At 41.1% G+C, this 24,540-nt stretch carries 32 protein-coding genes and 7 tRNA genes; 4 read left to right on the top strand and 35 right to left on the bottom strand.

The annotated features are described in order from the left end of the window. Positions 1–250 precede the first annotated feature (250 nt). The 5 genes from SB658_RS15855 to SB658_RS15835 all read right to left on the bottom strand — a co-directional run bounded on the left by SB658_RS15855 (position 251) and on the right by SB658_RS15835 (position 5,073). Positions 251–913, bottom strand: a complete 663-nt coding sequence (locus SB658_RS15855; RefSeq protein ID WP_032677461.1) for a hypothetical protein — start codon at positions 911–913, stop codon at positions 251–253. A 24-nt stretch (positions 914–937) separates the two neighbouring features. Continuing rightward, complete coding sequence (locus SB658_RS15850; RefSeq protein WP_009966645.1) at positions 938–1,114, bottom strand: hypothetical protein; 177 nt, start codon at positions 1,112–1,114, stop codon at positions 938–940. 595 nt (positions 1,115–1,709) lie between these two features. Then, complete coding sequence (locus tag SB658_RS15845) at positions 1,710–3,020, bottom strand: MFS transporter (RefSeq protein ID WP_003234253.1); 1,311 nt, start codon at positions 3,018–3,020, stop codon at positions 1,710–1,712. Between the two features lie 193 nt (positions 3,021–3,213). Beyond that, on the bottom strand, positions 3,214–3,978 hold the full coding sequence (locus tag SB658_RS15840) for an MBL fold metallo-hydrolase (protein ID WP_003234254.1): 765 nt from the start codon (positions 3,976–3,978) through the stop codon (positions 3,214–3,216). Between the two features lie 552 nt (positions 3,979–4,530). Beyond that, positions 4,531–5,073 (bottom strand): cysteine hydrolase family protein, encoded by a 543-nt coding sequence (locus SB658_RS15835; RefSeq protein WP_003234256.1) that lies wholly within the window; start codon positions 5,071–5,073, stop codon positions 4,531–4,533. 114 nt (positions 5,074–5,187) lie between these two features. Between SB658_RS15835 and lrpB the strand changes: the two genes are divergently transcribed. Beyond that, entirely contained in the window at positions 5,188–5,637 is a 450-nt protein-coding gene (gene lrpB / locus SB658_RS15830) for a transcriptional regulator LrpB (protein WP_003234258.1), read from the top strand. Positions 5,638–5,759: 122 nt separating this feature from the next. On the opposite strand, the gene lrpA is transcribed toward lrpB, so the two are convergent. After that, entirely contained in the window at positions 5,760–6,170 is a 411-nt protein-coding gene (gene lrpA, locus SB658_RS15825) for a transcriptional regulator LrpA (RefSeq protein ID WP_003246601.1), read from the bottom strand. Positions 6,171–6,437: 267 nt separating this feature from the next. On the opposite strand from lrpA, the gene SB658_RS15820 reads away from it, so the two are divergent. Beyond that, positions 6,438–7,457: an LLM class flavin-dependent oxidoreductase gene (locus SB658_RS15820; protein ID WP_003234259.1), complete on the top strand. Its 1,020-nt coding sequence runs from the start codon at positions 6,438–6,440 to the stop codon at positions 7,455–7,457. Between the two features lie 309 nt (positions 7,458–7,766). On the opposite strand, the gene SB658_RS15815 is transcribed toward SB658_RS15820, so the two are convergent. The 8 genes from SB658_RS15815 to SB658_RS15780 form a co-directional block, all read right to left on the bottom strand. Beyond that, positions 7,767–7,850 (bottom strand) — tRNA-Leu (locus SB658_RS15815). Between the two features lie 81 nt (positions 7,851–7,931). Continuing rightward, a tRNA-Leu gene (locus SB658_RS15810) sits at positions 7,932–8,013 on the bottom strand. 11 nt (positions 8,014–8,024) lie between these two features. Next, a tRNA-Lys gene (locus tag SB658_RS15805) sits at positions 8,025–8,100 on the bottom strand. A gap of 26 nt (positions 8,101–8,126) precedes the next feature. Continuing rightward, positions 8,127–8,201, bottom strand: a tRNA-Gln gene (locus SB658_RS15800). Between the two features lie 11 nt (positions 8,202–8,212). Next, positions 8,213–8,284: transfer RNA gene (locus SB658_RS15795), tRNA-Glu, on the bottom strand. 29 nt (positions 8,285–8,313) lie between these two features. Then, positions 8,314–8,404: transfer RNA gene (locus SB658_RS15790), tRNA-Ser, on the bottom strand. 4 nt (positions 8,405–8,408) lie between these two features. Beyond that, positions 8,409–8,483: transfer RNA gene (locus tag SB658_RS15785), tRNA-Asn, on the bottom strand. 122 nt (positions 8,484–8,605) lie between these two features. Then, positions 8,606–9,058: a SprT family protein gene (locus SB658_RS15780; RefSeq protein ID WP_069703788.1), complete on the bottom strand. Its 453-nt coding sequence runs from the start codon at positions 9,056–9,058 to the stop codon at positions 8,606–8,608. Positions 9,059–9,161: 103 nt separating this feature from the next. On the opposite strand from SB658_RS15780, the gene cmpA reads away from it, so the two are divergent. Beyond that, the gene (gene cmpA, locus SB658_RS15775; protein ID WP_003225207.1) at positions 9,162–9,275 is read left to right on the top strand and encodes a cortex morphogenetic protein CmpA; all 114 of its coding nucleotides are present in this window, start codon (positions 9,162–9,164) and stop codon (positions 9,273–9,275) included. A 9-nt stretch (positions 9,276–9,284) separates the two neighbouring features. Here the strand turns inward: cmpA and SB658_RS15770 are convergent, their stop codons facing one another. The 19 genes from SB658_RS15770 to acpS all read right to left on the bottom strand — a co-directional run bounded on the left by SB658_RS15770 (position 9,285) and on the right by acpS (position 21,480). Then, complete coding sequence (locus SB658_RS15770) at positions 9,285–11,444, bottom strand: Tex family protein (RefSeq protein WP_041850726.1); 2,160 nt, start codon at positions 11,442–11,444, stop codon at positions 9,285–9,287. A gap of 93 nt (positions 11,445–11,537) precedes the next feature. Next, positions 11,538–11,981, bottom strand: a complete 444-nt coding sequence (locus SB658_RS15765) for a MarR family winged helix-turn-helix transcriptional regulator (protein WP_003246643.1) — start codon at positions 11,979–11,981, stop codon at positions 11,538–11,540. Then, positions 11,965–12,405 carry an EVE domain-containing protein gene (locus tag SB658_RS15760; protein ID WP_144500886.1) on the bottom strand — a complete coding sequence of 147 codons (441 nt, stop codon included), beginning with the start codon at positions 12,403–12,405 and terminating at the stop codon, positions 11,965–11,967. Before SB658_RS15760 ends, SB658_RS15765 begins: the two co-directional genes overlap by 17 nt. Continuing rightward, positions 12,402–12,638 carry a hypothetical protein gene (locus SB658_RS15755; protein ID WP_147797771.1) on the bottom strand — a complete coding sequence of 79 codons (237 nt, stop codon included), beginning with the start codon at positions 12,636–12,638 and terminating at the stop codon, positions 12,402–12,404. Before SB658_RS15755 ends, SB658_RS15760 begins: the two co-directional genes overlap by 4 nt. Continuing rightward, on the bottom strand, positions 12,589–12,750 hold the full coding sequence (locus SB658_RS15750; protein WP_003246653.1) for a hypothetical protein: 162 nt from the start codon (positions 12,748–12,750) through the stop codon (positions 12,589–12,591). The genes SB658_RS15755 and SB658_RS15750 overlap by 50 nt, the downstream gene beginning before the upstream one ends. Beyond that, a complete protein-coding gene (locus SB658_RS15745; RefSeq protein ID WP_128422098.1) occupies positions 12,711–12,827 on the bottom strand; it encodes a hypothetical protein in 117 nt (38 codons plus the stop codon). The genes SB658_RS15750 and SB658_RS15745 overlap by 40 nt, the downstream gene beginning before the upstream one ends. A 113-nt stretch (positions 12,828–12,940) precedes the next feature. Continuing rightward, positions 12,941–13,540, bottom strand: a complete 600-nt coding sequence (gene rsbX / locus SB658_RS15740; protein WP_003246608.1) for a phosphoserine phosphatase RsbX — start codon at positions 13,538–13,540, stop codon at positions 12,941–12,943. Next, the gene (gene sigB, locus SB658_RS15735; RefSeq protein WP_003246715.1) at positions 13,540–14,328 is read right to left on the bottom strand and encodes an RNA polymerase sigma factor SigB; all 789 of its coding nucleotides are present in this window, start codon (positions 14,326–14,328) and stop codon (positions 13,540–13,542) included. Before sigB ends, rsbX begins: the two co-directional genes overlap by 1 nt. After that, positions 14,294–14,776 carry an anti-sigma B factor RsbW gene (gene rsbW, locus SB658_RS15730; protein ID WP_003234299.1) on the bottom strand — a complete coding sequence of 161 codons (483 nt, stop codon included), beginning with the start codon at positions 14,774–14,776 and terminating at the stop codon, positions 14,294–14,296. The genes sigB and rsbW overlap by 35 nt, the downstream gene beginning before the upstream one ends. Beyond that, positions 14,773–15,102 carry an anti-sigma factor antagonist RsbV gene (rsbV, locus tag SB658_RS15725; RefSeq protein WP_003234298.1) on the bottom strand — a complete coding sequence of 110 codons (330 nt, stop codon included), beginning with the start codon at positions 15,100–15,102 and terminating at the stop codon, positions 14,773–14,775. The genes rsbW and rsbV overlap by 4 nt, the downstream gene beginning before the upstream one ends. A gap of 61 nt (positions 15,103–15,163) precedes the next feature. Next, positions 15,164–16,171 (bottom strand): phosphoserine phosphatase RsbU, encoded by a 1,008-nt coding sequence (gene rsbU, locus SB658_RS15720; protein WP_003234295.1) that lies wholly within the window; start codon positions 16,169–16,171, stop codon positions 15,164–15,166. Between the two features lie 11 nt (positions 16,172–16,182). Continuing rightward, positions 16,183–16,584: a serine/threonine-protein kinase RsbT gene (gene rsbT / locus SB658_RS15715; RefSeq protein ID WP_003246640.1), complete on the bottom strand. Its 402-nt coding sequence runs from the start codon at positions 16,582–16,584 to the stop codon at positions 16,183–16,185. A gap of 3 nt (positions 16,585–16,587) precedes the next feature. Beyond that, on the bottom strand, positions 16,588–16,953 hold the full coding sequence (rsbS, locus tag SB658_RS15710; protein WP_015715277.1) for an RsbT antagonist protein RsbS: 366 nt from the start codon (positions 16,951–16,953) through the stop codon (positions 16,588–16,590). A 4-nt stretch (positions 16,954–16,957) separates the two neighbouring features. Further along, on the bottom strand, positions 16,958–17,782 hold the full coding sequence (gene rsbRA / locus SB658_RS15705; RefSeq protein WP_009966610.1) for an RsbT co-antagonist protein RsbRA: 825 nt from the start codon (positions 17,780–17,782) through the stop codon (positions 16,958–16,960). A 114-nt stretch (positions 17,783–17,896) separates the two neighbouring features. Next, positions 17,897–18,247 (bottom strand): type II toxin-antitoxin system endoribonuclease NdoA, encoded by a 351-nt coding sequence (ndoA, locus tag SB658_RS15700; RefSeq protein ID WP_003156187.1) that lies wholly within the window; start codon positions 18,245–18,247, stop codon positions 17,897–17,899. 4 nt (positions 18,248–18,251) lie between these two features. Next, positions 18,252–18,533 (bottom strand): type II toxin-antitoxin system antitoxin EndoAI, encoded by a 282-nt coding sequence (gene endB / locus SB658_RS15695; protein ID WP_003225183.1) that lies wholly within the window; start codon positions 18,531–18,533, stop codon positions 18,252–18,254. A gap of 115 nt (positions 18,534–18,648) precedes the next feature. Then, a complete protein-coding gene (gene alr / locus SB658_RS15690; protein WP_003234284.1) occupies positions 18,649–19,818 on the bottom strand; it encodes an alanine racemase in 1,170 nt (389 codons plus the stop codon). A gap of 114 nt (positions 19,819–19,932) precedes the next feature. Further along, complete coding sequence (locus SB658_RS15685) at positions 19,933–20,949, bottom strand: LolA family protein (RefSeq protein ID WP_003234282.1); 1,017 nt, start codon at positions 20,947–20,949, stop codon at positions 19,933–19,935. A gap of 165 nt (positions 20,950–21,114) precedes the next feature. Next, positions 21,115–21,480 carry a holo-ACP synthase gene (acpS, locus tag SB658_RS15680; protein ID WP_003234281.1) on the bottom strand — a complete coding sequence of 122 codons (366 nt, stop codon included), beginning with the start codon at positions 21,478–21,480 and terminating at the stop codon, positions 21,115–21,117. 94 nt (positions 21,481–21,574) lie between these two features. Between acpS and SB658_RS15675 the strand changes: the two genes are divergently transcribed. Continuing rightward, positions 21,575–22,174 carry a rhomboid family intramembrane serine protease gene (locus SB658_RS15675; protein WP_003246687.1) on the top strand — a complete coding sequence of 200 codons (600 nt, stop codon included), beginning with the start codon at positions 21,575–21,577 and terminating at the stop codon, positions 22,172–22,174. 251 nt (positions 22,175–22,425) lie between these two features. Here the strand turns inward: SB658_RS15675 and SB658_RS15670 are convergent, their stop codons facing one another. Both SB658_RS15670 and SB658_RS15665 read right to left on the bottom strand, forming a co-directional pair. Further along, positions 22,426–23,907 carry a PH domain-containing protein gene (locus SB658_RS15670; RefSeq protein ID WP_009966602.1) on the bottom strand — a complete coding sequence of 494 codons (1,482 nt, stop codon included), beginning with the start codon at positions 23,905–23,907 and terminating at the stop codon, positions 22,426–22,428. Beyond that, positions 23,897–24,376, bottom strand: coding sequence for a PH domain-containing protein (locus SB658_RS15665; RefSeq protein ID WP_003234318.1), 480 nt, complete (start codon positions 24,374–24,376; stop codon positions 23,897–23,899). Before SB658_RS15665 ends, SB658_RS15670 begins: the two co-directional genes overlap by 11 nt. Positions 24,377–24,540: the final 164 nt, after the last annotated feature.

The following is a 24,540-nucleotide window of genomic DNA, read 5'->3' as shown; positions in this document are numbered from 1 at the left end:
GACTACACGTTGTAACACCCTTTTTTATGCTTTGACTTCCATATAAACTTTTGAGCTTGGCATCAACCGTCCGGCTAATATCTTATTATTTAGAATGTGTAGCGATACATAGAAAAACTAAATTAGCAAGAAAAAAACATGTTATATCAAAATTGAACCAAGTTTTTTCCAAGATTCCTCAGACGAGGGATTTTACTTCTGTATAACAAAAAATCACTTTGTCCTTTATAAAGACAAAGTGATTTTAAAATTAGCTATTAGGTAAATCTACTTTTGCAGGAGTACTTGTCCAAGGTTTGCCCATTTTCTTTTTATGAGCTTTATCTTCAAAAAATTGAACTGTAGCATACTGATACCAACTATCAGTCATTGCTCCTTTTTCGTATAAATCATATTTATAATACGCATCAGGGATTTGTTCTTTTGCCCAATAAGAGAATAAAATAGTGGCAGCCTTACTCCCCCATTCCAAGCCAGGGACAATACCGACTAATGACATTGTAACTGATAACGCATTTTTAGCTGCTTTTGTATGCTCAGATAAAGTCCCCACATAATTGTATCCCTTTTTAGGTTTTGCAGCCTGTGTTGTGAATTCATTTGATTTCAAATTATTTTTTTCATAATTTGTTCTTTTAGCAACATTTTCATCATACTCAAAGTTTAAACCTTTTTGTTCTATGCCATCGACTTTTACAGTATGATCATTTCCGTTCATCTGAACTTTGTGAGTTTCATTTCCACTCACATACTCAATTTCAATTTCACTTTTCATTTTGTAATGTAGAGCTAGTTCTTCGTAAGAAGGGGTTGTCTTAGAGTCCTCCTTTGCAGAAGCGTAACCTGCAGGTAAAAGTGAGCTTAAAGTCAATGATGCAGCCATAACACAAGTAATAACTCTTTTCTTTCTCAATTGAAATCCTCCTTGTGTTACACCTTAAGAATCTGAATTACTAAATACTTGCTTAATTTTATAAGCAATAACAGCGAGGTATAAAATTGCAACAAACACTAAAACTCCAGTGCCATAATCAGTTTTTGCAACTAGAAAAAGACTTAACACACCGAAAATAATGTACATAACAATATCAAAGATATTTTTCTTGTTGTTCATATAAACTCCCCCGTTTGGCAATTGATTCCAGGTGCATATTTGATTGCAGCCCAATTGCAGCCCCAGCGTATTAAACACTTACAATTTTGTCCAATTGAAACTCTCTGGCAATATTACTTTAATCATATCGCAAAATAATTTTTTGAATTATTTTCAGCACACCTACTCTAACATGATTCTTTTTTGATTTACATAAAAAATCGAAAAATTGAGTCATTTTTCCTTGGAGAATAACTGTGTGTAAATCTTAAAAAGGACTATTCATTCATTTTGAAAATTAGAGATACATACGCTAATCATTTTATTTTCATTAAAATCCTTTTCGTGTTTGTTGATAATATGGAGAGGTGATGAAAACAAAAAGAAAACAGTTAGACCAAAATTGACTGAACTTAATGCCACAAGAACACCGTACAATAATAAAAGTGATAAATAATTATCTCTTCCGTTCATTACATGCTCTCTGAATCCCAAATAATTGTGTAGTTATACACATGCCACTAATGCCATGTCAACTCCTTACTATAATAAATAGAAAAAGGAGGTTCCGGTAAAGTAATGTCTACTTAGGTTCTTCAAAGACAGTTATATAAGCTTATGCTTTTTCCTGAATCCTTCTAAAATACCAAATAACTACTGGAATGAGTAACAATGATAAAACGGCTCCAGAAATTGATAGTATTGTATAACTAGAATGTGCAACAACCATTCCTGACAAGGCTCCACCTGCTGCTCCTGATAGTGCTAATAAAACATCGAATGTTCCCTGTGTTTTTGCACGTAGAGATGGATGTGTTGAATCTATAATAAGGGCAGTTCCCGTTAGTAAACCAAAGTTCCAACCTACCCCTAGTAATACTAGTGCTAGGATTAGCAATGATAATGAGTCTGCCGGTGCAATAGCTGCCACCAACCCAGCGGCAAGAAGTGTGGCACCTGAAGCAATAGCCATAGTTGTGCGACCAAACTTATCTACTAATAAACCAGTCAATGGTGAAGGAAGATACATCGCTGCAATATGGAGTCCTATAACTAATCCCACTTCGCTTAAACCATGACCGTGATGACCCATGTGAACCGGTGTCATTGTCATAATAGCTGTCATGATTAGTTGAGCTAAAATCATAATGACAGCTCCTACCATTATTCCTTTTTTGTCTATAGCAGGATTTTTTAGACTTCCTCCTATTTGTACTTTATCGTCTTTTTTCTCAGCATTCGCAATAGCTGTTGATACAAACAGCGGATCTGGACGAAGAAAAATTAAGAGAATAATTCCAGCAATTATAAAAGCTGCTCCTGACATAATAAACGGACCAGCTAAATTGGGAACACCAATTGAATCTGCAAATTCCCCCATTGTATTAACTAAGTTAGGACCTACTACAGCTCCTAAAGTAGTAGAAACTAAGGCCATACTTGCAGCAGTTGCCCGTTGTTTCTCATTTGCAAGGTCTGTCCCAGCATACCGAACTTGAAGATTAGAAGCCATACCTGCTCCATAAATAAGAAGAGAAACAAATAATAGGGCAACGCTGTTAATTAAAGCCGCGATTATCACACCTATAGCACCTAATCCGCCTATAAGGAAACCACCTGCAAGTCCAGCTCTGCGACCAAAACGTTGTGAGGATGCTCCTATAAGCAGGGCAGCTACGGCAGATCCAAAAGTAAAGAGGGCAGTTGGAATTCCTGCTACATTTTCCGATCCTATCATATCTTGTGCAAGAAGCGCCCCAACTGTTATCCCAGCTCCAAGTCCTGCTCCCCCAAATATTTGTGAAAAAATCAAGATTTTTAATGTTTTTTTATAAAGTTGGTTTTGTTTTTCTGGTGAATCAATATAACCTTGTAACCAAAGAGGCTGCTGTGTTGATATATTTGTATCTTTTTTTGTCATTACCATGAATTCTACCTCCTAACGACACATCTTTGTTGCTTTTCAAGTTTTTTTGTCATCATTGGAACATTCCATTTTTGTTATTCCGTATATTTAGGATTTTCGATATATTTAAAATTTAAAATATTCATTATTAGAAGAAGCTCATGATTAGTTTTTATAATTATGAGCTTCTTCTATTTATTTGTCGGTGTTCATATTAAAATGTGTAAGACTCGCCATCTTCTGGCACTAAAATATTACTTGAGAATCCTTTTTCTTTACTAAAGTTTTTTAATTCTTCTCTAGATAGTGTCCAATGGTTAACAGCTTCCATATGAACAGATATAATCTTAGCATGAGGAGCAGCCTTGTGAACTTCATAGATGTCTTCTTTTCCCATGATGAGTGAACCTAAATCTAATCTTTGATTGTCTCCACCATTAACCACAATGATTTCTGGTTGATGTGTATGAATCTCGTCTTCGATAGCATCATACCAAACTGTATCCCCAGCTACATATAAAACTTTTTCACTTGGGTGCTTGAATACTAATCCACAAACATCACCCATTAAGTTTAATAACTCTTCCCCTCTGCCATGTTCACCTTTTGTTTTTACTAATTGGATCCCTTCAAAAACAGTGTCTTGATGTAGCACTTCTACATTTTTGAAACCACTTGCTTTTACTTCTTTTGCATCTGCTTCATTTTGAACAAACATTTTGATGTTTTTTGGCAATACGTTTTTTGCCACATCATCAAAGTGATCTAGGTGTAGATGAGTAACAATTACCGCATCTACGCCATCCAGAATGTTATCAATTGATGTTGGCAAACTCACCAAAGGATTAAATAAATCTTGTCTGATCGTTTCAGGGAAAGTAGCGTACGTACCTTTCTCTGCTAACATAGGATCTATCAAAAATTTTTTATTTGCGTATTTTACAACAATTGTTGCATTTCGAATTTGTGTAATATTCATATTTACAACTCACTTTCTTTTTTTATTTGTCTTAGATCGACAGAGTTAAGTGTATAATATCAGCAGTGTTCGAATACATAGATAAAAAAAAGTGTTTTAACTCTTTGACTTTATTTTCGAAAGGAATTAACGTTCAAATAGATCAAACAGATAAAAAATTATAGAGAAATTATGTATAATAGCCGAATTCAATGAAAGATCTGGGAGAGAGTACATTTAACATGCCCAGCAGCTACAGCTAGAGTAGAGAAATTAGAAGAGAATGGAGTTATTGAGGGATCTAACATTAAAGTAAATCAAGCAATTAGGTGCTTTATGTAAACCTTCATCAATATCTATATTTATGGCAAAAACAATCCCTGTATATGGTCTTACTATGGATCAAAAACAGGACATCTTGATCTTTTATCAGATGGGAATAATGATACTGAAAAACAATAAAAGATAATGAATAAAGGATGTCCAGAAGTATTTTTCTGAACATCCTTTTTTAAGTTGTTGAATCATCTTTCTTGTGAAAAGAAAGACGTTATGTTCGCGCAGGAAATTCTTTTATTTTAAAAATGCCTCTGTGGTTTTTACTGTTGCATAGACACCATTTAATGCGGCCATAAATGCGTAATGGACATGCTCAGCAGGAACGATTTTATCTTCAATTTGCAATGTTGTTGTTGCGCAAGCATCTTCTACCACTTGGCATACATAACCATGTTCAACTGCAGAACGAACTGTTGCATCAATACACATATGGGACATCATACCGCAAACAACTAATTCTTTAACCCCTTCTTCTTGTAGCTTTCCATTTAAATCTGTATTGAAAAAGCTATTCGGCATATGTTTTACAATGACTGTCTCTTTCTCTAATGGACGTACTGACTCATGAATTTCGACACCTTCTGTATTTGGATGGAAAAAATGAGCGATGTTACCTTCTGTGATATGCTGTACATGAAAGACAGGTGCGCCTGTGTTTCTAAAGTGTGAAAGTAGTTTAGCCGCATTTTGTGCTGCTTTCTCTGGGTTTGTTAAAGCCATCTTCCCATTTGGAAAGTAATCATTTTGAATATCAATCACTAATAAAGCTGTTGTCATTTTTTCACCTCTTAAAATTTTTATACTGTATAAGGATATATAATTTCCATTGAATTTTCGATGGTCTCATGAAATACTATTTTGTAAAACTTTTTCACTGTGAAAGGAGTTACTATGCAAATTGATTCAATTGATTTTCAAATTCTCCAATTATTAAATAAAAATGCTCGGATACAATGGAAAGAAATCGGTGAAAAAATTCATATGACAGGACAAGCGGTAGGCAATCGCATCAAAAAAATGGAGGATAACGGTATCATTAAAGCATATTCGATTGTGGTTGATGAATTGAAGATGGGGTTTTCTTTTACAGCCTTTGTCTTCTTTTTCATGAATGCATATACGCATGATGATTTATTGAAATTTATTGCTACTCGTAATGAAATTAGCGAAGCTCATCGTGTTTCGGGAGATGCATGTTATCTTCTGAAGGTAACGGTTCATTCACAAGAAGTTTTAAATCACCTTCTGAATGATTTATTGAAGTATGGAAACTATCAGCTTTATTTGTCTATTAAGGAAGTAAAAAAGCATTATAATACTTCATTAATGTCTGATGAATAATGCGCTTGTTATTATAATGTATAAAAAGGCCCCAGCTTGGTAAATTCCATATCCAACCTAGGGCTTTTTTAGAGCATATATATCATGTTATATGACCGCACATCTCCGTTTTATAAAGTTAACTATTTACCAATAACAATCGACACTTTATAGTTTGCATGTTTATTTAAGTCATTTAAAAATTGATCTAATACCTCGTTTGAAGGAAATTTACATTCAAGCAAATAGCAACCGTCTCCACTAACTTTATAATTGTTTATTACATAGTTATCTTGTGTTTCTATAAAAGCTAAATAGGGTTGATGATGGATTTTTTCGATATAAATATTAAGAAAAGCATGTATAGAGAAGCCTAATTTCACTTGATTCACTTCGATACTACATCCTTTTATTATGCCATTGTCTATTAACTTTACTACTCTTGATGCGGTTGCTGGTGCAGTGAGATGTACTTTTTCCCCTAATTTTTTCATTGTAAGGCGACTATTTTTAGACAGCTCATCAAGTATTTTTTTATCTATTTCATCAATCATTTTCTTGTATCCTTTCTGAAAAATAAGATGTATTTTACATATTTTGTTCACTGAACATTTTTTTATGTTTGCTTAAAACTTTAAAAGTAAAGTGAAATTGTGAAATAACTTTATTTTGCCTATGTATTGATCGTTTGAGAAAGTATATATTTATTTGCATGCAAATCAAAGAGGAATGGACACCATTTAATATGAAACAATTAAACAATTTTTCAAAATGTTTTTTCCATTGATCTTGTATAAGTTCATTATTTTAGAGGTGAAATTATGAAAAAATTTGATATATCTGTTTTATCAGTTGCTCCATTAAGACAAGGAGAAACAATGAAACAAGGGATTGATTCTGCAGTGTCATTAGCTAAAGCTGTAGATAATATGGGCTATAAACGGATTTGGTTTGCAGAGCATCATAATCACGACGCTTATGCAAGTGCAGCAACCGTATCAATTGTACAACATATATTAGCAAATACAAAAGACATTCGCGTAGGTTCAGGGGGTATTATGTTGCCAAATCATTCCCCATTAATCGTAGCGGAGCAATTTGGAACACTTGAAACATTATATCCAAATCGTGTAGATTTGGCATTAGGACGCGCACCCGGAACGGATCAAAAAACGGCCGATGTGATTCGTCGTTCCAACCATAATGGAGTGTTTTTCTTTGAAAGAGAAGTAAATGATATTTTGCGTTTTGTCGGGGATAAGAGTGTACAGGGTGAGGTTCGCGCTTATCCGGGTATTGGAACGCATGTGCCTGTTTTTGTGTTAGGATCCTCAACGGATTCAGCGGAAATTGCTGCAAAGCTTGGTTTACCCTATGCATTTGGCGCTCAATTTTCACCCCATTCGATGGAAGAAGCGCTCTCTATTTATCGAGAAAATTTCCAACCGTCTTCTTATTTACAAGAACCTTATGTGATCGCTTGCATTAATGTGATTGCAGCAGAATCTATAGACGAGGCATCTTTTATTTCTGCAAGTCATTTGCAGGTGTATATTGATATTTATACAAATAATTTAAGTAAGCTTATTCCACCCACTGAAAACTTCCTAGAATCGTTATCACAGTTTGAATTAGAAATTCTCCACAGTCGACTGGGGTATACAATCATGGGTGATCGAGAAACAATTCGTCGCGAACTAATTGATTTCCAACAAATGTATCACGCAGATGAATTAATTGTGTTATCTAATATTTACGAATTGAGCAAGGAAATTCAGTCGTACGAGATTTTAAAACAGGTTGTGGATGAGTTGTTTAAAAAAAGAATGGAGCAACTTTAGAAATCGAGTCAGTTGTATTAGCTTATGTTCTCCTCAAGCGCGATTGTTGAACAAGAAAGAAAAGGGTGATACATATTAATCATGTATAATATGTATCACCCTTTAGTTTTTTTGAACGAATAGGACATGGTTCGTTTCTTTTACAATGAACGGATATCTTTTTCCTAATAAACAGAAGGAACCGCCGACCGTTTGGATGACTTACTTTAAGTAACTGGTGAGTTTTGGTGAGCAAGTCTTCTCCCATAGCCGTATTTTCCACACAAAAAAATAATACCAAAGGTGGTTAAACCCTTGGTATTATTGAGATGCGGCCGAGAGGACTTGAACCTCCACGGGTTATTCACCCACTAGGCCCTCAACCTAGCGCGTCTGCCATTCCGCCACGACCGCGTGATCATTAAATTGTGTTTGTGCTGGTTTAGTAGGCTCTTAACCTAGTAAAACCGATTTGCGTGCACTTTGTAAATAAAGTGCGGGTGAAGGGACTCGAACCCCCACGTCGTAAGACACTAGATCCTAAGTCTAGCGCGTCTGCCAATTCCGCCACACCCGCAAAAAGACAAATGGTGAGCCATGAAGGACTCGAACCTTCGACCCTCTGATTAAAAGTCAGATGCTCTACCAACTGAGCTAATGGCTCTTACTATTAGATTTCAAAAATAAAAATGGCTGGGCTAGCTGGATTCGAACCAACGCATGACGGAGTCAAAGTCCGTTGCCTTACCGCTTGGCTATAGCCCAACGAAATGGAATGACCCGTACGGGATTCGAACCCGTGTTACCGCCGTGAAAGGGCGGTGTCTTAACCGCTTGACCAACGGGCCGATGGTTGAGAACTTATATCGAAATCTTATGGCGGAGAAGGAGGGATTTGAACCCTCGCGCCGCTTACGCGACCTACACCCTTAGCAGGGGCGCCTCTTCAGCCACTTGAGTACTTCTCCAATATGGCTCCACAGGCAGGATTCGAACCTGCGACCGATCGGTTAACAGCCGATAGCTCTACCACTGAGCTACTGTGGAATAATGAGACAAGACTTATTATATCAGCCTTGATTTGCAGTGTCAAGAGGTAAATGTTTTTATTTATCTCTCGTGACGACTTTTATAATGTAACATAGGCTTACCATATTCGTCAACCTTTTTCACAAAAAAATTCTTTTTATTTTTCCGCGGCATTTTCCGCATCTGTATCTGTCAGGGTTCATGGCGCGCTTCTTTATATACTGTTGGCCGCAGGCCGTACAGATATACATATAAGTTTTTTTGTTTTCCGCTTTTTTCTTAAGGGGTGTACAGAACCTCGGCGCGTTGACCTGCTGCAATAGCATTCTAAAATCTCTGTCTCTGTGCTTGTACCCTTTTCCTTCAAGGTGGAGATGATAATGGCAGAGCTCGTGCTTGATGATGCCGATCAGCTCCTCCCTGCCGTGTTCAATCAGATATTTTCTGTTCAATTCAATGTTATGGGAGGTTAACAGGTACCTGCCGCCAGTGGTTTTAAGCCTGTCATTAAAAAGCGCCTGATGGCGGAACGGCTTTTTAAAATACGTTTTAGAAATATCCTCTGTCAGCTTTTGAAGCTCTATATTATCCATAGTGCACCTCACTTAAAAAACATTGAACGGGACAATTCACCGTTCGCATACAATATGGTAATCACCGTCCCTCTTATGATAAAAGCTGAGGAGGAATGAGCCTATGCCAAATTGGCTTAAAAAGCAGATGCAAAAAGCGTTCCTTGAAAAAGATAATTACCAAATTAAACTGCTGAATCAATGCTGGTATTTCTATAGGAAAAAACACTGCTCGTAAGCAGTGCTTTTATTTTACCATAGACAGCGATACTCTGCCTTTTTGTACATCTACGCCGTCAACCCAAACTGTCACAATATCGCCGACAGATACGACATCAAGAGGATGCTTGACGAATTGATTGCTCAATTTTGAGATATGCACAAGCCCGTCTTGTTTGACTCCGATATCAACAAACGCTCCGAAGTCCACTACATTGCGCACGGTGCCCTGCAGTTCCATTCCCTCTTTCAAATCTTCCAGCTGAAGGACGTCTGTTTTCAGCAAAGGCTTAGGCACCTCATCGCGCGGATCGCGTTCCGGCCTTGTCAGCTGTTCACAAATGTCTTTCAGAGTGATTTCGCCGATTCCCAGCTCTTTTGCCGTTTCAGAAAGCGCCAGCTGATTGATTTTGTCCTTCAATTCCGCCGTGCCGATATGTTCTGTTGAAAGTCCGAGTTTTTTCAAAAGCGCTTTTGTTTCTTTATAGCTTTCCGGGTGAATGCCTGTTCTATCCAAAGGCTCTGTCCCTTCCTGCACTCTTAAGAAACCGATACATTGTTCATAGGTTTTCGCACCGAGCCTTGGGATGTCCTTCAGTTCTTTTCGATTTGAAAACTTTCCGATTTCCTCGCGTTTTTTGACAACGTTGCCTGCTACAGACTTCGATAATCCAGCTACATATTGAAGCAGTGCGGCGGAGGCTGTGTTGACGTTTACTCCAACCTGGTTTACGACCGTTTCGACGACAAACCGCAGAGATTCATTTAAGCGTTTTTGGCTGACGTCATGCTGATACTGTCCGACACCAACAGACTTCGGATCGATCTTAACGAGCTCCGCGAGCGGGTCTTGAAGTCTCCGAGCAATAGATACGGCACTGCGCTCTTCAACCTTAAGGTCAGGGAATTCTTCTCTGGCAAGCTCTGAAGCCGAATAGACGCTTGCTCCCGCTTCATTGACGATCACATAATAAATTTTGCGCGGCATGTCTTTGAGTACATTGACGATGAATTGTTCTGTTTCTCTGGATGCTGTGCCGTTTCCGATCGCCACCATCTCGACTTGATACTGCTCAAGAATCTTTTTCACTTTTTCATGGGCTTCTTTTGTTTTGTTGACTGGCGCATGCGGATAGATCACATCAATTTTCAAGACTTTTCCGGTCTCATCTGACACAGCGAGCTTACAGCCGGTTCGAAAGGCTGGGTCAACACCGAGAACGGTTTTGCCTTTCATTGGCGGCTGCAAAAGAAGCTTTCTCAAGTTCTCTGAGAAAATATGAATCGCCTGTTCATCAGCTTTTTCTGAGAGCTCTTTCCTGATTTCACGCTCGATTGCCGGCTGGATCAGCCTTTTATAGCTGTCTTCAATTGTCTCCTGCAAAATCTCTCTTACGGATGTTGAGCGATTTTTGATGATTTGTTTTTCTAAATACGCCTTAATGTGATCCGCAGGCGGTTCGATCGCTACCTTTAAAATGTCTTCTTTTTCGCCGCGGTTCATTGCCAGCACCCTATGCGGAACAACTTTTGCAATTGGCTCTTCATACTCGTAATACATTTCATACACATTTTTCTCATCGGTGTCTGCCGACTTTCCGGCTGCAGACTTAATGGTTCCTCTTTTGAAGGTTTCCTGGCGAATCCACTTTCTGAAGGTCGGCTCGTCTGAGATTTGTTCCGCAATAATGTGCTTGGCGCCTTCAATCGCTTCTTCTCGTGTGAACACTTCTTTTTCTTCGCTGATGTATTGGTCTGCAGTTGCTGCCAGATGATCATCTTGGGGAAGTGTCAGGATATAGTCGGCAAGCGGCTCAAGGCCTTTGCTTTTGGCGACTGTCGCCTTTGTTTTACGTTTTTGTTTATAAGGGCGGTAAAGGTCTTCCACTTCCTGAAGCTTCACCGATTGCTCGATTTTACGTTTTAGATTATCTGTCAGTTTATCCTGCTCTGCAATCAGCCTGATGACTTCTTCTTTTCGCTGATTCAGGTTTTGTATGTATTGCCAGCGTTCAGAAATCGTCTGAATCTGAACCTCATCCATTGAACCCGTCTGCTCTTTTCGATACCGGGCAATAAACGGGACTGTATTGCCGTCCTCAAGCAGGCGGATGACACTTTCAACATGTTTTTGTGATAAACCTATTTCTTTCGCAATTTGCTGTTTTAAAAGGGCTGACGTTTCCATGTAACCAAAGCCTCCAATTTTGTCGTTCTTTCTCTAGTGTATCAAAAACCGAAAAAAACACATAAAAAAAGACAGCTGGCGCTGCCCGTATCTTTACTCATGTTTCAATAGTTCCTGTAAGCCGCTCAGAAAATTCTCTTTTTTCATCGCAGCTGCAAAGAAGGCTTGATCAATCTTCTCAACAATTGGCAAAGCCGCTGTTACTTTTTCTCCTCCTATTTCTGTAAGAGACAGGAGGACCTCTCTTTTATCCTGGGGATTTTTGCTTCTTTCGATAAATCCTTTTTTCTCAAGCGTCCGCACAACCTCCGAAACCATCATGATATTGGTCTGGCTGAAGCTTGCAAGTTTTTTTTGCGTGACGGTTTCTCCGTGAGCAATCATATACTTGCACGAGGTCAGCAGAACAAATTGAACGTGGGTCAGGTCAAACTCAGCCAATGCTTTTCCTACTTTCCGCTGCCAGCTTTGCGTGGCCTGCCATAATAAAAAGCCAGGGCTTGTGTTCGGACCGCTAAATTTAGAGTGCCATTCCACTTATGTTAACTCCCATCGCTTGTGCTATTGTCAAAAAATCTTTTTTGCTTATTTCAAAGTGTCCTCTGCGAAATAAAAAGCCAAGATGCTTGGTTTCCTGAACAAATTCAAGCTTTGATTTAACGTCGTAAAAACCGATTTTATGGCATGGATAATAGTCTATATCTAATCGGTATGGAATAAAATTCGGAGCCATTTGATACGGATAGATGTTTCCGCTTTTTACTTTGCCGATCGCAGTAAAGCTTCGCAGCAGTTTGCCGTCTGGATATGCGTCTCTCGGAGAATAATAAATCAGCCAATCTCCCTCTTTCATTTTGGCGAGCGGGGCTTTTTTTCCATGGCACAGCTGTGCAAAACCGCCGGCAGCGCCTTTTAATACATGCTGCTCTGACACAACGCCGATCCAGTAATTTGTGTTCATTTTATCACTCCTCCGTAAAGATGGACAAGCCTGCTGACAGCCGTCGGCATGTCTTTAGACAGTTCAGTCCCAATGATTTCTCCCCACTTTTTTGCTTCAGCGCCTTCTAATACAATTCCATATGTGATACACAAATCTTCTTTTTGCTTTTGAAGCACGTGAAAAAACTCCATTATTACATTGCTATGCGGGCATGTTGACCATGACAGAAAACGCCCGATGTTTCTCCACATGCTCAAGCCATAAGAGAATTGTTTTTCCTTGCAGAAGCAATGTTCCTTCCGTTCCATTTTGAAATTGTCCTTTCAAAGAATCTGATGCAATACCCGTCTCCCATTGATCCATTGTTTCTGTTTCCTGATAACAGTTCCAGGTTTTCCCACATCCACTTCAGCTATCGCTGTGTATTCATAATTCCACATCCCATAAGCTCCCAGAATGATAAGTTCACTTATTAATTATAATAAGCGCACTTATTAATAGTCAACCGCAAAAAAAAGAAGCCGGCATTCCGGCTTCTTCTTGTTCTTATTCTCTAGGACAGCTGTCCGAGAATATAGGTCAGGTCATCTTTTCTCGATGTCGTATACATTTTCAGCGAATTCGATATTTCTTCTACCGATTGGCCTTTTTTCAAATGGGAGCGGATATCAGGTACGTTGAGTCCATCTGTATGTATAATGAACTTTGAACCCTTTTCATAGGTGGCGGTGTGCGTTTTGTATTTTTGCGGCTTGCCTGATAAATAGCCCGAAATCGGCAGAGGATAAAAGCTTTCACCAGACGGGGAATGCAGAATAAACCGTACATTTCCGACAGAGCAGTACGTAAACTGCCTTTGCTCAAAATTGATTTTCAGGATAGATGCTGTAGCGCCTCTTTTGTTTTTCATCGCCTGATTACAGCGTTCGATAATGCTTTCTACGTCTTCACTCGCATAGTTTTCCACTAAGTCTTTGATGGCTGCAGAGGATTCATTAGCAAGTGATCCACTTCCCAGTCCGTCAGCAACCGCGCAAATTAACTCCTTATCATCAGCTTTCATAAAAAAACTGTCACCGCAAATCGATTTCCCTTCTTTATTCAGTTGATATACTAGAGTTTGAATATGCTCGTTTTCTTCAACCTGGATCATTACATTAACTCCATCGAGGGATCTTCAATCAAGGCCTCTCTGAGCTTCTTCACAGCTTTGCGTTGCAAGCGCGAGACGTGCATTTGAGATATACCGAGAATGTCCCCAGTTTCTTTTTGGCTTTTGTTTTGAATATACGTAAGGTCTATGATTTGTTTCTCACGGTCTGAAAGGACATGAAGCACGCTTTGCAGCATCAATTGCTGGTTGACCCGCTCATATCCGTCCTCCTGTGATCCGACGATATCAAGAATCGTGACAGTGCTTCCGTCCGAATCCGCTTCAATGCTGTGGTCAACGGATAAGGCTTGATAGCTTTTGCCCATTTCCATCGTTTCAAGAACCTCTTCTTCAGAAACATCGAGGAATTCGGCAATCTCTTCGACTTTCGGCGATCTTTGTGTTTCAGTGGTCAGCTGATCAACCGCCATTTTGATTCTTGGACCCAGTTCTTTAATTCGTCTCGGCACATGAACGCTCCATGTTTTATCTCTGAGGAAACGTTTAATTTCACCGATGATTGTCGGGATTGCAAAAGCTTCAAACGATTTGCCGACAACAGGATCGTATCGCTTAATCGCGCCTAGCAGCCCGATCATGCCGACCTGGCGGAGATCCTCGTGGAAGCTTTTGCCTTTTGAGTATTTTTTCGCAAGCATGTCAACCAGATTTGTGTACACCCGCACAAGCGTTTCCTGCGCTTGTTCATCTTGCTTTGTTTGGTAATCGCTTATGAGCCGATCGACTTCATCTTTAGTTAGTTTCGTAGTTTTTGATGGTTGTGTCATGATCAACTCGCTCCCCATTTAAATACTTTGTCATCGCTACGGTGACGCCGGAGTGGTTTTGCACTCTGACTTCATCCATGAGCGTTTCCATTAAATATAGACCGAGCCCTCCTTCTGATAATTGATCAACTGTGTGCGAAGGTGTGTACGGCCCTAGATCCTGCTGCTTTTGATCAAAGTCAAAGCTGTCTCCTTCATCCGCCACAATAACCTCTAAACGGTCTTCAAACACACCGAATCGTATTGACACTTCCCCATTTTTATCTTCTTTGTAAGCGTGCTGAACCGCATTTGTGCACGCCTCACTGACTGCGATTTTCAAGTCTTCAATTTCATCGTACGTATAGCCCATTCTGCTTGCGACCCCTGACAGCGTCAGTCTTATAATTCCCACATATTCAGGTTGGGCCGGCACTTTCATTTCGATGTAATCAGCATTATTCTTCATTGCACTCCACCTTCTGACTTTGCAGAAATATCAATGATGTCCTTCAAGCCTGTAATGTCAAACAGTCGGATCAGCCGTTCAGAAAGATTTTCAAGTTTCAGCGAACCACCTTGTTTTTTCACCATTTTAAAGGTCCCTACAAAAACGCCCAATCCGGTACTGTCCATGTAGCTGACATCTTTCAGGCAAATTCTTAAGTCAGCTCCTTGTTCTGCCAGAGGAACGAGCTTCTCTCTAAGCACCGGGGCTGAGTATACATCAATTTCTCCTGCAATGTTTACTTGTATATCATTCTCGTTTTGCTTCACATCAACATTTATATTCATTCGTATCACCTCAAATTTTCCTTCAAATCACTAGTTGCTTTATACCCTCGTCTGACAGACGTTAAACCTTTCTCCGCAAAACAATTAACGTAAAATCATCGTGAAGCTGAAAATCCTGCAATTTGAGGAGGCTGTCATAAATGTTTTTGACCATTTCCTGCGCAGAGGAACACATATGTTCCTCAATGAGCTTCTGCAGATCAGGACGCTCCAAGAAACCGTTTTCCGTTCTGCATTCTGTGACGCCGTCAGAAAATAAAACAATCATATCGCCCTTTTCCAGATGCTGATCGAATTGTTTGTAGTCATAGTCCTGCGAGATGCCGAGAACGAGTCCTTTGGCCTCTAAATCGTAAAACGTGTTGTCTTTTTGAGAATAATAGAATCCCGGTTCATGTCCCGCTGAAGCATATGTAAATTGATGCTTGTCCATATTGTAATTCGCATAAAACATCGTAATAAACATACTGGCATCAACGTTTTGTTCAACAACACGATTCAAATTTTTCAGCACTTGAGAAGGGTGTATGCCCGTTTCCGGCAAAGAGTCCATTGCGTATTTAATCATGGACATGCATAAAGCCGCTGGAATGCCTTTTCCGATCACGTCCGCGATTGCGATATTGATGGATTCCTTGTCTTTGACAAAGTGGTAGTAATCACCGCTCATCTGTTTAGCGGGAACACTGATGGCGCCGATATCCAGCGCTTCCTCCTGAGGAACTTTAGTTCCGAGAAGCGTCTGTTGGACATTTGCCGCGATTTCAATTTCTGATTTGATTTCCTGCTGTATCCCTCTAAGGGTTTGATGCTCCTGATAAGCCATTCCATAGCCAATCATGACTTCTATTAAAAAATCCAGCGAATGAAACACATCTTCCGGGAGACTTGGATACAGCTCCTTCAGCACTTTTCTGTGAATGCTGATGATTTCTTCCGGAGGAATTTGGTGCTCGATTGTTTTTCGGCTGAATTTTTGGGCTTGATATAAAGATGTTTCTGTTAATTCGGCTATATATCGACTAAGCAGCTGATGATACCGCTGCTCAATAACCTCCCTAAAATCCACGTTCTTACCTCCTACCGAAGCCATTTGATGGCTTGTATCTCTGTTCCTTCCCCCGCTACGGAATTTAAGCTGAATTCATCCATCAGCCTTTTGACCCCGGGAAGTCCCGCACCAAGTCCTCCAGACGTTGAAAACCCGTCTTCCATGACTTTTCGGATATCAGGAATTCCCGGCCCTTGGTCTTCCGCTATGATTTTCAGGCCTTTTTTTCCTCTGTCTGCGACCTGTTCAATTCCAATCTGCCCTTTGCCGGCATATAAATAAATATTCCTGGCTAATTCTGAAATAGCCGTTGTAATTCTAGCCTGGTCTACCGTGCCGAAACCCAGTTCTTTCGCAACGTTTCGTCCCAGCTGTCTGGCGGCCACAATATCCCATTCTGTCATGATTCTTACACAGGATTGGTCGTTCATTCGCTATTCCCCCAATTCCCGCTTCAATGTCTCAAGCCCCTGCTCTAAGTCGAGCGCAGTTTCGATTTCCTCAAGTGCGATTCCAAGTTCAATCAGCGTCACTGCCACAGCAGGCTGAATGCCGGTCAAGACGACTTTAGCCCCCATTAACTTAGACATTGTAATGACGTCGCCCAGCACTTTCGCGATAAATGAATCAATCATATCCACAGATGTCAGGTCAATGACGACTCCGTTAGCACCTGTTTCGTATATTTTATTTAATAAGTCTTCTTGAAAGGTTAATGCTGATTGGTCATCAAGTTCCCACTGAATGGACACTAATAAGCAATTATACAGTTTCAAGATCGGGATTTTCGGATGTCTCAAAATGTTATTCCCCCAATGAAACGATTTTTCGATCCGTCATTTCCAATGCTGTTTGAATTCCTTTTTGCAGGGTATTCTTAGTTATAACTTGGGATAAATCAATCCCTAGGTTGACGATTGTTTGAGCAATTTCCGGACGGATTCCGGCCAGCAGGCATTTTGCTCCGACAAGCCTTACAGCTTCTGATGCCTGAATAATATGATGGGCAACCATCGTATCGACGACAGGGACACCTGTAATGTCAATCAGCACGACTTGGGAACGGTGTTTGACGACGCCATTAAGAAGGTTTTCCATAATTCGTTTCGCGCGTTCGGTATCAATTGTTCCGACAAGAGGCATCACAGTGATATTTTCAAACACCGGGATAAGCGGCGCAGACAGCTCTTGCAGCGCGATTTTTTGCAGGGATACTGTTTTTTCCCATGAGATTGAGTATTGATTAAAAATTTCTGTGTTAATCGGGCTGAAAAAGCGGTCAATCTGCCAGATTAATTCCGTGCTCTCTTGATCTGGCAATCTCTTATCATTCATTTTCGTGTAGAGACGCTTCCAGAATTCAGCAAGCGCAGTAGCCAAAAACTTCATAGACAGTCCGATTTGGACCGCTCGAAGCGCCAGTTCGCTGATTTGGCTTTCAGCAGCATTTTCGTCCTTAACAGACAGCAGCAGAATGTCGATATATTCTTTAGATATATTTTCATACACTTGGTCAGTCAGCTGATAGGATTCTTGCTCGCTTAATTCTTTTAGTGTGTCAGTCCACAGTTGGAGCAGTTCATTTTGATTTTCGGCAATGAACTGGTATACAGTCTGGTTCGACATCAAATTCGCTTACCTCCCAATAAAAAACAACATATTTTTTCGTTATTTCACTATTATATCGTTTATGTTTTTTGAAAACAAAAAAAGTTGCTCTATTTGAGCAACCTGCAAATATGTCTAAAAATCAATGAGTGCCAAACTGATTTGTAAGGCTTCATCAACCTTATCCATCATTTCATCATCCAGATGAGTAATCTTATCCGTTAACCTTTGCTTGTCAATCGTCCGAATTTGCTCCAGCAAAATAACGGAATCTCTTTCAAAACCGTAGCGTTTTGCATCGATTTCGACGTGGGTTGGTAATTTCGCTTTCTGTATTTGTGCTGTTATGGCTGCAACAATAGCAGTTGGGCTGAAGCGATTTCCGATGTCATTTTGGATCACTAAAACCGGGCGCACCCCGCCTTGCTCTGAGCCAACAACAGGAGATAAATCAGCAAAATAAACATCGCCGCGTTTCACAATCAAATGATTATCCTCCGCTGACTAAGCGCTCAACTGTCGTTTCAGCCTCGCACTCCGCAAAGTGAGCCTCAGAAGAAATATTCAGGTTGATTTTCGCCATTTCCATATAGCCGCGTCTCATCAAATCACGGTTGTGACGAGTTGTTCGTTCGCTGACATACGCTCTCACTGCTTGTGATATCAGTTCGTTTCTGCTTCGTTTCTCCCGCATCGCTACACCATCCAATTCAGCTACTAGGTTTTCGGGCAAGCTGATTTTCATTTCGGTTCTTGCGCTGGATTCAGACAAAAAACATACACCTCCACCAAACTTACGGATACGACTCTTTTATCCATCCAGTGATAATGATACCATTATTCACTCTTCAAGCAAAGCTGTTTTATGAATTCTCCATTTAGGTAAGTTAATTGCTTATATTTACCTGCAATAAAGGATTTCTTACTTCCATTATACTCCCATTTTCCAAAAACATACGGGGAACACGGGAACTTATTGTACAGGCCACCTCATAGTTAATGGTTTCGAGCCTTCCTGCAATCTCATCCATGGAAATATATTCATCCCCCTGCCGGCCTATTAATGTGACTTTTGTGCCCGGCGGATATTCCTGATCCAGCTCCACCATAAATTGGTCCATGCAAATTCGGCCGGCAATTTTCAGGCGTTTTCCCTTCACAAGGATGTCGGTCCCTTTCAATTTTCGGAGCCAGCCGTCCGCATAGCCTACAGGCACCGTCCCGATCCATGTGTCTTTTTCCGCTGTGTACTCGGCTCCGTAGCTGACGCTCTCGCCTTTTCTGATCAGTTTGACATGTGACAGTGTCGAATGCAGGGTAAATGCCGGACGCAGCTGAAACGGTATCTCGTCCGACATGTCAGCAGACGGGCGAAGGCCATACATGCCGATGCCGAATCTGACTGCATTAAAAAAGCCTTTTTTCAGCCGGAGTCCAGCGGCGCTGTTCGCGCAGTGGACCATTAGATTCTTTAACGGCAGCGGAGCAATCAGCTCTTTAAAGCGCTCAAACTGCATTAAGAAATAGCCTCTTTCTTTTTCATCCGCTGTCGCAAAATGGGTAAATACCCCTTTGCACTTTAAACGAGGGTTGCGGTCAAGAATTGCCATCACGTTCTGAACTTCTTCCTCTGTTTTTACACCAAGTCTGTTCATCCCCGTATCGACCTTCAGATGAAAATGAAGAGAACCTTTTTTCGTGTGGCGGGCTGCCTCCTGAAGCCATTCAACAGAATAACCTGTTAAGGTCACGTCATACTCAGCAGCGATTGCCACATACTCCGGGGGAACCGCGCCAAGCACCAATATAGGCGCCTTCAATCCCTTTTTGCGCAGTGAAATCGCTTCATCCAAAATGGCCACGGCCAAGCATGAAGCACCTGCGTCAAGAGCAGCCTTTGCTGTTTCTGCATCACCATGCCCGTAGGCGTTTGCTTTCACAACTGCCATCAAGTGGACATGTTCACCGATATGTTTTTTCATATTGCTGACATTTTCCTTTATCGCGGACAAGTCAATTTCCGCCCACGTATCTCTGTAAAAAGGTTTTGTGCTCATTACGACACTTCCTAGCTTTTATTCAATATCATTTACATATCATACTAAAATTAAAGGCTAAAGGGAAACGATGTCTAACGAAAAAAAGGCCAAATCATGTTTGGCCTTTGGCGGTTATTTCGATGATTGTCCCTGCATGCTTTTCGCTACTGTCACCATTTCCTCTTTAGAAAGATCTTTAGAAGAGAGAAGGTAATCTACGCCGTCATATGTCCATGATAATGATGCATCCGACAGGGCGCCGATGGTGTAGCCGAGATTTACCGGTTCGCCGTTCAGCGTAACGGAGGAGGAAGCCTTGGCAATCTGGGCTTTTTCCTGAATTAACGTAAATGATTTTTCTCCTCCGTACGTCATGATGATGCGCTTCCCGTCTTCAGTAGATATATCTTTTTCTTCAAGCAGCTTGACGCCAAGCGGCAGTTCCAGCGGCGTTTTGACCGCAAATGTATCGGAAGGCTTTGCGCTTGTGGCGACATCCATTTGAGAAAGGGTCATATTTTTCTTTTCATCAAATGATTCTTTATCAAATTGTTTATTAAATTCAAAGCTGCTGAATTCTACTTTGACCATCACTTTCCGGTCAGTATCCATCACTTTGACAGATGACGGGCTCATATCTTTTTTGTTAAATGTGATTTCTTGCGTGGGCAGCATTTTGTTATGCTGATAGTTTGTTTTTGTTTCAAATACGTATTTCTTTTCTTTCGCTGTGAAAACTGCATCCGAATCGTTTTGAACATCCTTTACGAGCGATTCAAACAGATAAACCTGGCTGCTGTTGTTCGGCCAATCGCTTTGAAATCTGAAGCTCTTATTTAAAGACGGCGTGAGAACGAATACTCCGTTTTCATTTCGTAAAATGACTTGGTTTTGGTCCTTTTTCGGATTTTCTAAATAAACCCTGTACAGAGACGGCTTTTTGTGCCAGATTTCCACATTGTATACTTGAGGCTCACTCCCTGTCTCGATGGTCATTTTCGCTTTTGCTTTGTACGAGGTGTATTCTTTCGCCTTTTCATCTAACCCGGCCACAATATCTTGCTGTGTTTTTTGCCCGCAGGCAGAAAGAATAAGAACAGCAAGCAGTCCCGTTAAAAGCAAAACAAAGCTTTTTCTCACCTTTTTCAACCCCTTTTTCTCAATTGATGTAAAAGGAAGAAATCGCTTGTTTGACTTTAACGGTACGCTCGGTACACGTTTAGGCAGAACAGATGCGTACCATAAAAGCCTCAAACAACTTGTCTCCCTTAATGCACTATCAAATATATGAGTGGGGTTTCCCTAATATGCAGACTAGCTTGACAACCTTTCAATCACAACCTGCGCGGCAGCGTATTCTTTTGTATGAGTGATCGATACGTGAACGGCGGCCTGGCTCAGTTTCGTACAAATGATATAGGGCTTGCCATTTTGGTCTTTCCTAATTTCAATGTCCTGAAAGCTGAGCTGCCTCCCAATGCCGGTGCCAAATGCTTTCGAGAACGCTTCTTTTGCCGCGAATCTGCCCGCGAGAAATTCGTTTTTTCTTTTCTCTGAAAGCTCATAGTATTGGTCAAGCTCGCTTCGCGTCAAAATCCGCTCGGCAAACCTTTTCTGGCGCCCAGCCATAGAGGCGATCCGTTTAAGCTCGGTAATGTCCAGCCCAATGCCGTAAATCATGTATGATAACCTCCTTTGCGTACGTACTATTTAAATGGTTTGTCTCATAAACGTGTTACTATAGATATACCAAAATGAAGAAAAGGGGCTCGGAATGTTTATACGGACTGAAAATTTTCAAACATTTATCAGGCTTTACCCCGTTGTCACCTTTATATTGGCTTTGCAAGCTGTTCTCTGGCTGTTTTTTTCACTTCCTGCCCATTCAGTCGTGTTATGGAGGGATACCGTCACAGGCTATAATCTAGGTGTCGCAAACGGTGAATGGTGGCGGCTTATCACACCGATTTTGCTGCACGCCGGTTTCACACATCTGCTGTTTAATTCCATGTCCATCTTTTTATTTGCCCCGGCTTTGGAACGCATGCTGGGAAAAGCGCGTTTCCTTCTTGTATACGCCGGCTCCGGCATCATCGGCAATATCGGCACTTATGTTACAGAGCCGCTTGATTACGTGCATGTCGGGGCTTCAGGCGCCATTTTCGGGCTATTTGGCGTATACCTGTTTATGGTTCTTTTTCGCAATGAGTTAATTGGGCAGGAGCATTCCAAAATGATCATCACACTGCTCGCATTTGCCGTTCTCATGTCGTTTATCAACTCCAATATTAACATGATGGCCCATTTGTTTGGACTATGCGGCGGGTTTCTTCTTTCGTTTTTATGCGTGCAAAAAAAAGAGCGGCGGTATTAACCGCCGCTTCAGATTGTTGACAAAATCCTAAAATGGTTTTCATTTTAGGATTTTGTCATCTTTTCAGCGTGATTGAAAACCCATGAAGTCTAGGAAGGACGAGCATAGGAGCGGACTTTCACAGGATGTGATGACGACGGCGTTTAGGCAGGACGCCTGAGAATTTAGCCGTTGATCCACTTCGCATTGAGCACCGAAGCGCAGTCCTGACAACGAATGCGAGGGTTTGCCGACACGCTGGAGCGGCGGTATTAACCGTCCGCTTTTTCATATGAGTACCACTTTAAAATGAAGGCTGCATCCTCTTCACCTACGTCCCTCACCGTTAACTCTTCCATATGGCTCGATGATTTCACCGAAGTAGAAATGGTATACAAGCGGCCTTTCTTTTGGAAATAGGATTGGCTGAACTTGCAGACCTGCATTCGTTTTTTCAGTACAATGGCGGTTGTTCTGCCTATAAATCTAGACGTCAGCTGAAGACGGTCCCCGTTGATCGTCCATGCAGCCTCTTTATACGCGAGATAGCCGAAGAGCAATTCTATCGGCAGCAGGATCACTGACAGATAGCCCCATGGCTGAAAGAAGATACATAACGGGATGATCAAAAAGAGTGAAAAAATGACAGAACGGAACAAATAGCGTTTCAACGCGCGCCGCGGCAGGCGGCGGCAGTTTTCTTCCAGCGTGTATTCCGGCGTAAATGTTCGGAGCATGTGCGGAAGCTTTTTTTTATGAATCATTGGAAAGAGAATGGTCAAAGCGCCTTCTTCTTTTTCCCGGTCGCCGCCTCCTGCGCTGACGATGGACACCGTTACAAAGCCGAAAAGCTGGCGAATGATATTTTCTTTGATTTTAATGGCTTGTATTTTTCGCAGCGGAATCGTGACTTGATGTTTTTCAATAATTCCCCTTGAAATCACCAGTTCCTGCTCTTTTTTTATGATTTGAAAGTTCGCGTATCTAAACATCATGCCCGCGATGCTGAAAATCCAGGCGATAAATAAACCGATAAAAATGAGTACCGCATAAATACCGATGCTGGCGTGCTGAAGGAAGGAAAATTTATCGAATAACCAATCCATCGGCAGCACTTCATCAAGCTGGGAAATAAGTGCAAATACAGCGGAGATAATGACTCCGATTCCGCCGGAGGTAGAAGCGGCCATGAGCAATTCTTTCGCGTTCATGCGATAGTGCTCTTGCACCTCAACGGACGGATCCAACTCCTCTTCAGCTTCAAGCCGTTCTTCATCAAGTTCATTTTCTCGTCTTTGCGCTTTTTTCTTAAAGACAGCTTCTTTGATGCGTTCCGCTTCTTCAACAGAAATAGCAGAAAGAACGGCTTCTGCCTCCTTGCCTCCGCCTGCTGTTTCAATTTGCAGCTTCACAAGCTTAAAGATTTGCTGGACAAGGCCCGCGCTCGTATTCATTGTTTGAATCCGATCAATCGATATGTATCGTTTTTTCGTAACAAATAAGCCTTCTTCAATTCTAAATTCATCATCTTCAATTCGATAGGTAAACCTTCTCCATTTGATAATGCTTGCCGCTACAAGCCAGATGAACAGCACACCGAGCGCAATGGCTCCGTAAAAACGGACAGTATGGTTTGAATTGACAATATACACAAAAAAGAATGGCAGAATGATATTTTTTATCGTTTGAATAATGGTATGGCATAAATTCAAAATGACTGCCACCGGGTGCAGGCGTTTCGGTTCAGACATCATCGTCAGTCACCCTCGCCAGACGGGAAATGGAGTCTCTTAGCCGATCCGCTTCCTCCATCTCTAAAGCGGGGATCGAATGAACGGTCGCGGCTGTGGAAATTTTCACCGTTGCCAGGTTGTATTTTTTTAATAATGGCCCTTGTGACGTATCGACGTGCTGAACTCTGACCATCGGAACAATCACACGTGTCACCACAAAAATACCTGACTGAATATCTATTTCATGTTCATGGACTTCATATCGCCACACCTTATGACGGACCTTCGGAATGATAAAGACCGTCACAATCGATCCCAGCAGCCAAACAGCGCCGAGCACGCCGCTGATCCAGTACGGCCAATGAAAATAATAGCTTAACACTGCAACTGCAATGACAATAAGCAAGCAAACAGCGGATATGATGATCTCTTGAAGTCGCCAAACCTTTAATCCGTCTGGACTGATTTGGTTTTTTGGCTGCTCTCTCAAAAATACCTACCTCCCTTTTTTTCGTCGTTATTTATACGTCTCTTTTACAGAAAGGTTTCATTCTTAAGCATACAGAGAAAAATGGCTTCCGTCAGCTGAAAGTTTGCTGAATAACAAATCACGAACATAAAAAAGCCCAAAACATCATGTTTTGGGCTCTGAAT

This window comes from Bacillus sp. SIMBA_008 (assembly GCF_046535495.1).
GTDB classification, from domain to species: Bacteria; Bacillota; Bacilli; order Bacillales; family Bacillaceae; genus Bacillus; species Bacillus subtilis.
Note: the sequence above shows the minus strand (reverse complement) of the source record. Positions and strands in the feature narration are given on the sequence as shown.